We start from the raw sequence: 11,976 nt of genomic DNA on the forward strand, positions 1-11,976 counted from the left end.
TACGATCAGTGAGAGCTACTTTGAGAGGCGCCCAACCCCGTTTGTGAACGGACAAACTGTGCTTTAAAGCGCAGACGTTCTTGCTTACCCTCTTCTGAATTATCAGTGACGGAGAAGAACCATATCCCGACAAATGCCACTATCATTGAGAATAATGCCGGGTATTCATATGGATAAATTGGTTTTGCGTGTCCTAGAATGGTTACCCAGATAGTTGGGCCTAAAATCATCAGGATCACCGCAGTCAGTAACCCCAACCAGCCACCAATCATTGCACCACGCGTGGTCAGTTTATCCCAATACATTGAAATGAAGATGATTGGGAAGTTACAACTGGCGGCAATGGAGAATGCCAAACCTACCATGAAAGCAATGTTTTGCTTCTCAAACAAAATCCCCAAGCCGATTGCCACAAACCCTAAAATAACCACTGTGATTTTAGAAACTCTCAGTTCATCGCGTTCATTTGCTTTACCCTTCTTGATGACACTGGCGTAAAGGTCATGAGAAACAGCAGATGCCCCCGCTAATGTCAGACCGGCAACCACCGCCAAAATAGTTGCGAAAGCAACTGCCGAGATAAAGCCTAAGAAGAAGCTACCCCCCACGGCATCAGCCAGATGCACTGCTGCCATATTATTACCGCCAAGCAGTGCCCCCGCCGCATCCTTAAAGGCTGGATTCGGGCCGACCAACAGGATTGCGCCAAAACCAATAATAAAGGTCAATATGTAGAAGTAACCGATAAAGCCAGTGGCATAGAACACGCTCTTGCGGGCTTCTTTGGCATCACTTACCGTAAAGAAACGCATTAGAATGTGTGGTAAGCCTGCGGTACCAAACATTAATGCCAAGCCGAGCGACAATGCTGATATTGGGTCAGAGACTAGCCCTCCAGGGCTCATGATCGCCAAGCCTTTAGGGTGAACTTTAATGGCCTCACTGAATAAGGTATTGAAGTTAAAGTTAACCGACTTCATAACCATAATGGCCATAAATGAAGCACCCGCCAGCAGTAACACCGCTTTGATAATCTGTACCCACGTTGTGGCTAACATGCCGCCAAACAAGACGTACAGTACCATCAGGATGCCCACCAACACCACGGCTACGTGGTAGTTCAAGCCAAACAACAACTCTATCAGCTTACCGGCACCGACCATTTGAGCTATCAGATATAAAGCGACCACCACTAACGAACCACAGGCAGATAATGTTCTTATCGGCCTTTGTTTCAAGCGATAAGAAGCCACATCAGCAAAGGTATAGCGACCCAGATTACGCAGCCGCTCGGCAATTAAAAATAGAATGATTGGCCAGCCGATTAGAAAGCCGATGGAGTAAATCAAGCCATCATAGCCAGAGGTATAAACCAGCGCGGAAATACCCAGAAATGATGCCGCAGACATAAAGTCCCCAGCAATGGCCAAACCATTTTGGAAACCGGTTATGCGCCCGCCAGCGGTATAATAATCACCCCGGGAACGGGTACGCTTTGATGCCCAGTAGGTAATATATAATGTCGCGCCAACAAACAATACGAACATAATGATCGCTTGAATATTGAGCGGCTGGCGATGAACTTCGCCGGTAATTGCTTCTGCCTGTGACAGCGCAGGCAGAGTCAGTAAGGAAAGTACGGACCAATGGCGAGTCTTCATTGCTTCACCTCACGAAGAATTTCTGCCGTCAGACGGTCAAACTCGCCATTAGCACGAATAACGTAAATACCTGTAAGAACAAAAGAAATAACGATCAACCCCACACCAACGGGTATGCCGCGAGTAATGCTGGAGCCTGCATATAGCGGGGTACCGAGCCATTGTGGTTCGAAAGCAATAAGGAAAATGAAACCGACATACAGCGCTAGGGTAATGAGCGACAGTGTCCAGGCAAAGCGGCCACGCTTTTGCACCAACTCTTTGAAACGCGGGTTATTTTCAATCTCTTGATAAATGCTGTCATTCATCAGAGTCTCTCCTTTGAGGCATTAATTAAGTTTGCCGCCGGTAGGCGGCACAATTTACGACGGTGTTTGCATTGATTGTTTTTCTTCCAGTAATTTGTCCACTACGCCCGGATCGGCCAGTGTTGAGGTATCCCCTAAGTTGCTGGTATCGCCAGCCGCAATTTTGCGCAGAATACGGCGCATGATCTTGCCTGAACGGGTTTTTGGCAGTGAATCAGTCCAGTGCAAAATATCTGGGGTCGCAATTGGGCCAATCTCTTTACGCACCCAATTACGCACCTCGGTATACAGCTCTGGTGTCGGTTCTTCACCGTGATTCAGCGTGATGTAGGCATAGATAGCTTGCCCTTTAATGCTGTGTGGGACCCCGACGACGGCAGCTTCGGCAATTTTCGGGTGTGAAACCAATGCGGATTCAATCTCAGCGGTCCCTAGGCGGTGACCTGAAACGTTAAGTACGTCATCGACGCGGCCGGTTATCCAGTAGTAGCCATCTTCGTCACGACGAGCGCCATCACCACTGAAATACATGCCTTTAAAGGTTGAGAAGTAGGTCTGCTCAAAACGGTCATGATCGCCGAATAAGGTTCTGGCCTGACCCGGCCAAGAGTCGGTTATCACCAGATTGCCTTCGGCTGCACCTTCTTGCAGGTTACCTAAGTTGTCGACCAACGCTGGCTGTACCCCAAAGAAGGGGCGAGTAGCTGAACCGGCTTTTAACTCTGTGGCTCCTGGCAGTGGCGTTATCATGAAACCGCCCGTTTCAGTTTGCCACCAGGTATCAACAATCGGGCATTTACTGTTACCAATCTTGTTGTAATACCATTCCCATGCTTCCGGGTTAATAGGTTCACCAACTGAACCCATAATGCGTAGGGAGTCGCGTTTTGTCCCTTCGATGGCTTTGTCACCTTCGGCCATTAAGGCACGAATGGCGGTAGGGGCGGTATACAGAATATTAACCTGATGTTTATCGATAACCTGACCCAAGCGATTGACGCCTGGATAGTTAGGAACACCTTCAAACATCAGAGTAATAGCACCGCAAGCCAGTGGGCCATACAGCAAATAGCTGTGGCCGGTGACCCAACCAACGTCTGCGGTACACCAGTAGATATCGCCGGGGTGATAATCAAAAACGTATTTAAAGGTCAACGCGGCATAAACCAGATAACCGCCGGTGGTATGTAAAACCCCTTTTGGTTTGCCAGTAGAACCCGAGGTATAAAGGATGAACAGTGGGTCTTCGGCATTCATCTCTTCTGGCGGGCAGTCGGTGGAGGCTTCTTTTATCAGGTCATGCCACCACAAATCTCTCCCGTCTTTCCAATAGCTGGCATTGCCAGTACGTTGGAAGACGACCACATTTTTGATACTGGTGATAGCTGGATTTTTTAAGGCTTCATCGACATTTTTTTTCAGTGGAATTGCGCGACCAGCACGAATGCCTTCATCGGCAGTAATCACCAGTTTTGAGTTAGAGTCGATAATTCGGCCAGCAACGGCATCAGGTGAGAATCCACCAAAAATAACAGAGTGCACGGCGCCAATACGCGCGCAGGCCAGCATAGCAACAGCGGCTTCTGGCACCATCGGCATATAGATTGCAACCACATCACCTTTCTTGATGCCCAGTTTTTTCAGCACATTAGCAAACTGGCATACATCGTGGTGAAGCTGTTTATAGGTGACGGTTTTTGATTGGTTAGGATCATCACCTTCCCAAATAATTGCGGTTTGATCGCCACGCTCTGCCAGGTGACGGTCAAGGCAGTTAGCTGCAAGATTCAGTGTGCCATCTTCGAACCAGCGGATGCTGATATGACCGGGGTCAAAGGAGGTGTTTTTAACTGTTTTATACGGTTTAATCCAATCAATAATCTTGCCATGTTCGCCCCAAAATTCATCTGGGTTCTGCACAGATTGTTGATAATATTGCTGATATTGTTCAGGATTTATCAGGGCATGCTCTGCAATTGCAGTTGGAATAGGGTGTTTATGTATTTGGCTCATAATAGTTCTCCTTGAGATTGTTAATAATATGTCAATCAAAAGTTAATTATAGTGTGGAGGGCCGTTTTGTTTCTTTTTTGGGCGGCAGATCACGCATAAAAGATGTTGATTTAGAGACTTACTTAATGTGCTGCGTGGTGAATCGATATCTTAATGATAGGAGACGCGCCTTGTGATCATGCAATAAAGGAAAGGAAATGTGCAGATCAGCTCATTTCTAGCGTGAAATAAGAATATTGAAGGGGGAATGTCACTAAAAGTACTAACGTAGCGTGACTAATGCAATTTAATAGTAGTTGTTAACCAAAAAATTAAAAATCAATTTACAACCATCGGGAAATTTATATTTTTATATCTTACTGTAATTAGAATTACATATATATATCAACTGAGAATATGAATATATAAATACAAAGCCCAATGGAATAAATATGCAATTTATTATTTTCTCTATTTGAATAAATTTCTCTCATTTCGCTGAAAAAAATCGACTTTGGTTGCGAAACTTCCAGAATAAGCGGAGAATTAAAACGGCCGAATTTAACAAAATAAAAACAAAATAAGTCAAAAAATAGAACACAATGAGAGTTTATCACGTAATTTAATTTAGCTTATTTTTTATACAGACAGTTGCGATGTTATTTGTCTCTGATGGGTTTTATTATTTTAATAACAAATATTTACTGTGGTTTAAAGATTTTTGGGGCTGAAGTTATGCCTCAGCATCATGTGGGCTTAGTGTAAACAAGGCTTGCAGAAGAGTGTCCAGAAATGATACTGATTTATAACGTGGTCGGCTGGCGGGAGGCTGAACCATACGTTTTATCAACTATAGCCCCGTATTTAATGATTAAGTATTCTATTTGAAATGCTTGGTAACTTGCATTTTATAGGATGCTTTGAGGAATTTTTAGGGTATGAAAAGTGTAAAAATAGGTCTGGCCTGGCAAATACTCATTGCGCTGGTATTAGGTATTTTGGTTGGTGCGGTTCTGCATAATCAAATTGAATCCAGAGAGTGGTTAGTTAGTAATATTTTAAGTCCGGCAGGTGATATCTTCATCCGCTTAATTAAAATGATTGTTGTACCGATAGTTATTTCGACCTTGATCGTGGGTATTGCTGGTGTTGGTGATGCGAAGAAGCTTGGGCGAATTGGCCTGAAAACCATTATCTATTTCGAAGTTATCACTACCATCGCCATTATTGTTGGGATCACCTTGGCGAATGTGTTTCAACCGGGGCACGGCATTGATATGTCGGCATTGACGGTGGTCGATATCTCCCAGTATGAAAAGACCACTGAGCAAGTACAAAGTGGTAGCCACAGCCTGGTGAGCACTATATTGTCGCTCATTCCTGCCAACGTCTTCGCTTCCATGGCGAAAGGCGATATGTTGCCAATTATCTTCTTCTCAGTGTTGTTTGGTTTAGGGCTGTCTTCATTGCCAAAAGAAACCAAAGAGCCACTGTTGAATGTGTTTAAAGCAATTTCTGAAAGCATGTTCAAAGTCACTCATATGATTATGCGCTATGCGCCTATCGGGGTGTTTGGCTTGATCTCGGTGACGGTTGCCAATTTTGGTTTTGCCTCGCTTATTCCATTGGCCAAGCTGGTTATTTTGGTTTACGCCGCGATTCTATTTTTTGCACTGGTCGTGCTGGGCACCGTTGCCAGATTATGTAAATTACGGATCTGGACCTTGATTCGAATTTTGAAAGATGAGCTGATTTTAGCTTACTCTACCGCCAGTTCAGAAACTGTATTGCCGCGAATCATCGAGAAAATGGAAGCCTATGGCGCGCCAAAATCGATTACCAGCTTTGTGGTTCCGACGGGCTATTCCTTCAACTTAGATGGTTCTACCCTTTATCAGAGTATTGCCGCCATATTTATTGCCCAGTTATATGGTATCGAGCTGTCCATTGGGCAAGAGATCATTCTGGTCCTAACCTTAATGGTGACCTCTAAAGGGATTGCCGGTGTTCCGGGAGTCTCGTTTGTTGTCTTGTTAGCAACGCTAGGCAGTGTAGGTATTCCACTGGAAGGTTTGGCCTTTATCGCCGGTGTGGACCGTATTCTGGATATGGCACGTACTGCACTGAATGTGGTGGGGAATGCATTAGCAGTGCTGGTTATTGCTAAGTGGGAACATCAGTTTGACCATAAAAAAGCCAAGGCATATGAGAAAGCGTTATTTGCACCGAAACAGACGCCGGTTAGCCAAGGCTAATACTCTTTACCCTTGATGCTCCGGTGATGTTAGTCATTCGTATTGGCCCGAATAACTTACTCATATAAGTTCATTCGGGCTGATTCATTCGCTGCTTGGAGTTGAGCATTGATATTTGTAGGCCCCCTATTAGTGAGATACTGATAGGGGGTTTTTATTTGTGTCTATCATCAATAAAACACCAGTGACATTATTCATTTAGTCCTAAGCGGTATGACCAATGGATAAGCTCAGCGACTTTGTGCACATCCAGTTTTTTCATCATATTAAGGCGGTGGGTTTCTACAGTTTTTTGGCTGATGGAAAGGTGAGTTGCGATAATACGGTTACAGGCACCTTCGGTAATAAGTTTTAGGATCTGTCGCTCCCGTGGCGTTAGCACCGGTTGGCGGGCATCGCTACCTTGTGCCAGTTTATTAACCAGAGAACTATTGAGTGCAGGGTCAATATAACGTTTACCCGCCGCGACCGTTTGAATGGCTGCCAGCAGAATTTGCTGTGGGCTTTTTTTCAGAACATAACCTAGTGCGCCACTGCTTAACGTTTTGCTGGCGTGATGTTCCTCATGGCGGGCTGTTAATGCCAGAATCTTCATCGTCGGCCAGCGGCGAAGCAGTTGAATAATGACATCAAGGCCATCCATACCGGGCAATCCGAGATCTATAATCGCAATGTCTGGCTCTGTTTGGCGGCACAAATTGTATACATCCAGCCCATTATCAGCTTGGCCAACAATCTGATAACGTGGATAAGCTGCCAGCATATTTTTAATGCCATTAATGATTAGTTCATGATCGTCGACAATCAGTAATTTCGTATTCATAAAGTTATTCCCTTTACCTGACGATTGAAATGGTGTCGCGGGGCTCCCGCGGTTGAAACAGCAAATGGATTATCTCGTCGAGGTGATCGATATCTTGCGGTGTAATGAGTTCATGATTTTCGACTGCTATTTCCAGCTGAATTACAGCGTCTTGTAACTCAGTAAGGCCCGCTTGCCCGGCACAGCCTTTTAAGGTGTGAAGCTGGTGCGATAACGTGGGGGTATGGGTGAGAGACTCCCTCCCCTGCTGCACTAATAGTTGCAATGATTGTAATAGGTTAAGACGCAATGAGCTGTCAGCCAGATTCAATAGTGGCCTCGGTGTTGATAACTGGGGGGTGAGTGTTACCCCGCGTTCGAGCTGGAATTGTGCCGTCAGATCCAGTACTTCTGCCAGTTGGCTGAAAGTCACCGGTTTAGAGAGATAATGATTCATCCCTGCCTGACTGGCCCTTATCTTTTCCTCAGGATTGGTATTGGCACTTAATGCCGTAATCATGCAGCGATTATCTTGGTTGTTCGCATCATCACGCCAATAGCGGGTTGTTGCCAGCCCATCCATACCTGGCATACGAATATCCATCAGCACCAGATCAAAACGCTGCGTTTGGCCGAGGCGTAGTGCGATTTCGCCACTCTCTGCCAGAGTCACTTGATGCCCCAATTGGCGCAGCATCATGCCGGTGATATCTCGATTGTTTTCAGCATCATCGACTAACAATATGGTCATATGCCAAGGTTGTAGTGGGAGAGCATGTGGTATCTCTTGCTGAGATGAGGCGGGCTGCTTCTCTCCGTTAAGATGCTTTTTAACGTTGCTATATAAGCGACCGGGTAGGTAGCACAGCTCTTTATCGTTAAAGGGGGTCTGCGACAGGTGTACTGATTGATTACCCTCTGGCGGGCAGGTTATCCCCCACGAAGATAATTGAGCATGTAATGGCTGTGGTGCACATATTTCACCTTTAAACGGTTTGAGCACTATTTTCCCACAAAATGGCAGACTTAATGAGAAGCGACTACCGTGGTCTGGTAGGCTAAAAAGTGTAATATTGCCCCCCATCATTCTTGCCAGATTATCTGCAATAGTTAGTCCCAACCCTGTTCCCTGCCCGTGCTCATGGGTCTGGACAAAAGGGTGGAATATCTCTTGTTGAAGCTGCAAATCAATACCACAGCCGGTATCTTCAACAGTGAAGCAGAGCTGCTGGCCCTTACGGACTACATTGAGCTTAATATGGCCACATTGCGTGAATTTAACGGCATTGCCCAATAAGTTAACCAGAATCTGCTTTAAGCGTTGTTGGTCCAACTCCAGTTCCAGCGGCACATCCGAACTGACGTAAGTAGAGAGGGTGATGGCTTTACTCAAGGCCTGGCTATGAATAGTTAACATGGCCTGATCCAATAAGGGCAATAAGGCGGTTTTCTCTTGAGACAAGGCCATTTGCCCCGACTCAATACGTGAAAAATCCAACAGGTTGTTAACTATCATCAGTAAAGAATGTGAGCACTGGCGAGCGGTCTCGGCCAACCGATATTGCTCGCAGGTCAGTGGGGTATTTTGTAATAACTCAACAGCACCTAGCGTGCCATTTAAAGGGGTACGAATTTCATGACTGATGGTGGTTAGATGGACACTCTTACGGCGATTAGCCTGTTCGGCCAGCTGTTTTGATTTTGCCAGTGCCAGAGTACGTTCCTTTACTTTCATTTCAAGGGTGTCGTACTGCTCATTCAAGGTGTCTAGCAAGTTGTTATAAGCACGAGCAATCTGCCCTAACTCATCCATGCGTTTCACTGGTAAACGCGGCTCCATCGCTTGTGGGCCGGTGGCACCAATTATATTGATGAAGTTCCATAGGGGAATAGCGAGGTAATATCGCAGTAATAAAGAGAGCACTAACGTAAGTAGTAGCAAAATAGCCAGTGCAAAGGGGAGTTGATGTAATGCGGGCTTGGCCGCTTCCCAGGCAAAACCGACGCGGGGATAAATAACTAACTGTTGCCAACCGGGACCTTTTAACTGGGTTCTTAATACCAAATAATCAGGTGTTTGTTGCCAACCATCATGTAAATTTCGGTCTTTTAGCTGGCGAAGAATCTCATGTAACTGATGCGAAGGTATATTTTGCTGAGATATCGGTAACAACTCGCCACTCTTATCCAACCATAAATTAATATCTCTCTGTTCAACTGGCTGATTATCCGTCACCAACTCATTCAGTTTTAATGAGAATCCAGCTAATGAACCGGCGTGATCACATGCGGCAACAGAAACATGCCAGCCTCGTTGTGGGCTATAAGTCGGCATCCCCCAAAAAATATTGTCATGGGTAGGAAATATTGGCAGTAAAAGTAATTCTTTACGTCGCTGGTTCAAATAGTTATTTGATACCGCCTGTGGTCTGAATATGGTAATACCTTCTTTGTTTTTAATCGTGAAACTGTCGAGATAATAAGTTTGACCAGAAGTTCCATAAGCCTGAGCAATGCGAAGGTCATGTCTGGATTGGATGGCATTACACATTCCTGAACTAAAAGGAATATTGTCGCTCTGATCATCATCTGTACGTCTAATCGGCAATCGCCAGGTGGCTTGGTAACTTGTCTGGCGACTGATCAATGCGGTTGCGTCCCGTTCCGCGCCTTCAAATTGGTAATTACTTAAATCTGCGCGTAATGATGCCATGTGGGTTAATTCATTCACCAAACGTTGGCGGGTATCCTCATATGAGAAGAATGCCATGGCCGCAATTGAAATAAGCCATATGGCCATTAAGGTCATGCCCAGTAATAGTGTCAATCGAGTGACGAGTGATGATGAGTTTTCCATAAAGTCACCTGACTGTTTTTTTTTAGTACGCCACAGCCAAAATTTGATATCAAGAAATACACTGATTTCATTACTGCTCGTTATAGATTCATTTAGTTCTGTAAAAAGAGTAAATCAGGTTTTTACCTTATAACGAATATTTAATTACGGAGGATAATTAAATCGTACTGATGCAGGAGTTACCGCCGATGCTTGAAATGTTGAAGAGACAACCCTTAGTTAACGACATTGATCTATCAGATATTAATATTGTTCAATTCACGTTGAAAGGAATTCCTGCCAAAGCGATGGATTACCATCATTCTATTTGTATTGGTGTTTTTTTTATTGAGAGAAAAATGATATCCAATACTGTTATTCGATATATTGCACTTATGCTGGTGGCGCTGGAGAATACGCAGGATTTTGCTTTACAGTTTAACGATGGCAATTGGTGGTTATGGGGGCGATATACACTTGATAATAGCGAGAGGATCGCCGGTGAGAATCAAGAACTCTCGATGAAATTAGAACAAATTCATGCCGTTATTCAGCATTTAAGCGGCTTGGTCGCCACATTGAGTACCTCCCAGGCAAACGTCTTAACCAAACCGAAGAAGTATGTCAGCAAGGTTATCTCATGAAAGAACTTGCCAGTTTAATATTACTGTTTTCAGTGTCACTGGCCCATGGTCAAGCTATTCCCTGGCAAGGAGAGCCTTTCTTTATTTATAGCCGGGGTATGAGTGTATCTAACCTATTAAAAGATTTAGGGATGAATTATGGTATCCCGGTAGTCATTAGCCCGGAAATAAACGAACACTTTAGTGGGAAGATTCGCGACAAAACACCAGAAGCAATCCTGGCTGAATTAGCCGGTCTATACAATCTTACCTGGTACTATGATGGTGAAATACTCTATTTTTACAAAGCTCAAGCCATCCGCAGGGAATTTATATCGCCAGATGGATTATCAACGACAACTTTAATCAAGTATCTACAACATAGCGGAGTAGCCGCAGGAAAAAACTGTGCAATAAAGGCTATTTCTCGTCTGGATGCTATTGAGGTTACGGGTGTTCCTATCTGTATTGAACGGGTGACGACATTGAGCAACATGCTTTCGTCTCAAGCCCGTAAGCAAAACCAAAATAAAGAAACAGTGAAAGTCTTCCAGCTAAAATATGCCTCTGCGGCTGACTCTAATTATCAGTATCGTGATCAGCAAGTTAAATTACCGGGCTTAGTCAGCGTATTGCGCGAGATGAGTCAGGGCAATAGTCTGCCGTTAGTTGCAGGAAAAGAACAAGATGAGGCGCATACCAGCATGCCTCTTTTCTCGGCTGATCCTCGGCAAAACGCAATTATTATCCGTGATCGCCAGGTCAATATGCCGGTCTATCGTAGTTTGATCGCTCAGTTGGATCAGCGGCCAGTTCAAATAGAAATATCAGTGACCATTATTGATGTTGATGCCGGAGATATTAGCCAGCTTGGTATCGATTGGTCTGCATCCACTTCCATTGGTGGCGCGGGTATCTCGTTTAATAGTAATTCGGGGAAAAATAGTGCTGATGGTTTCTCCACTGTAATTGGTGATACTGGGAACTTTATGGTTCGCTTGAATGCGTTACAAAAGAATTCACGTGCCAGAGTCTTATCACGCCCTTCGGTGGTCACCCTAAATAATATTCAGGCGGTACTGGATAAAAACGTAACGTTTTATACCAAGTTGCAAGGCGATAAAGTGGCAAAACTTGAATCGATCACCTCTGGGTCATTATTGCGAGTGACACCGAGAATGATTGATGCCGATGGTGTAAAAGAAGTTTTGCTTAATCTTAACATTCAGGATGGGCAACAGCAGGCGCCGATAAGCAGTAGTGAACCGTTACCGGAAATACAAAATTCAGATATCTCAACACAAGCCACGTTGCGTGTTGGGCAAAGTCTGTTATTGGGTGGCTTCATCCAGGATAAACAAATTGAGTCGCAAAATAAAATACCGCTACTGGGCGATATTCCATTATTAGGTGGGTTATTTCGCAGCACTGATAAGCAATCTCACAGTGTTGTCAGGTTATTTCTGATCAAAGCTGTACCGGTTAATACAGGGGAATAG

8 protein-coding genes are annotated in these 11,976 nt (G+C 44.7%); 3 read left to right on the forward strand and 5 right to left on the reverse strand.

Features of this window, described 5'->3' with window-relative positions; genetic code table 11:
• Positions 1-5 precede the first annotated feature (5 nt).
• The 3 genes from actP to acs are packed head-to-tail and all read right to left on the reverse strand — an operon-like array spanning position 6 to position 3,982.
• A complete protein-coding gene (gene actP / locus V1956_RS03975; RefSeq protein ID WP_372560004.1) occupies positions 6-1,661 on the reverse strand; it encodes a cation/acetate symporter ActP in 1,656 nt (551 codons plus the stop codon).
• Positions 1,658-1,969: a DUF485 domain-containing protein gene (locus tag V1956_RS03980; RefSeq protein ID WP_372560003.1), complete on the reverse strand. Its 312-nt coding sequence runs from the start codon at positions 1,967-1,969 to the stop codon at positions 1,658-1,660. The genes actP and V1956_RS03980 overlap by 4 nt, the downstream gene beginning before the upstream one ends.
• A 54-nt stretch (positions 1,970-2,023) precedes the next feature.
• On the reverse strand, positions 2,024-3,982 hold the full coding sequence (gene acs, locus V1956_RS03985; RefSeq protein WP_372560002.1) for an acetate--CoA ligase: 1,959 nt from the start codon (positions 3,980-3,982) through the stop codon (positions 2,024-2,026).
• Positions 3,983-4,899: 917 nt separating this feature from the next.
• Here acs and gltP point away from each other — a divergent pair.
• Entirely contained in the window at positions 4,900-6,216 is a 1,317-nt protein-coding gene (gltP, locus tag V1956_RS03990; RefSeq protein ID WP_372560001.1) for a glutamate/aspartate:proton symporter GltP, read from the forward strand.
• Positions 6,217-6,406: 190 nt separating this feature from the next.
• Here the strand turns inward: gltP and V1956_RS03995 are convergent, their stop codons facing one another.
• Positions 6,407-7,039 carry a two component system response regulator gene (locus V1956_RS03995; protein ID WP_372560000.1) on the reverse strand — a complete coding sequence of 211 codons (633 nt, stop codon included), beginning with the start codon at positions 7,037-7,039 and terminating at the stop codon, positions 6,407-6,409.
• 13 nt (positions 7,040-7,052) lie between these two features.
• Positions 7,053-9,875, reverse strand: coding sequence for a two component system sensor kinase (locus V1956_RS04000; protein ID WP_442824822.1), 2,823 nt, complete (start codon positions 9,873-9,875; stop codon positions 7,053-7,055).
• A 188-nt stretch (positions 9,876-10,063) separates the two neighbouring features.
• On the opposite strand from V1956_RS04000, the gene V1956_RS04005 reads away from it, so the two are divergent.
• Positions 10,064-10,498 carry a hypothetical protein gene (locus V1956_RS04005; RefSeq protein ID WP_442824823.1) on the forward strand — a complete coding sequence of 145 codons (435 nt, stop codon included), beginning with the start codon at positions 10,064-10,066 and terminating at the stop codon, positions 10,496-10,498.
• A complete protein-coding gene (locus tag V1956_RS04010; protein ID WP_372559997.1) occupies positions 10,495-11,976 on the forward strand; it encodes an EscC/YscC/HrcC family type III secretion system outer membrane ring protein in 1,482 nt (493 codons plus the stop codon). Before V1956_RS04005 ends, V1956_RS04010 begins: the two co-directional genes overlap by 4 nt.

Source organism: Yersinia sp. 2540 StPb PI, assembly GCF_052217165.1.
Classification (GTDB): domain Bacteria; phylum Pseudomonadota; class Gammaproteobacteria; order Enterobacterales; family Enterobacteriaceae; genus Yersinia; species Yersinia enterocolitica_E.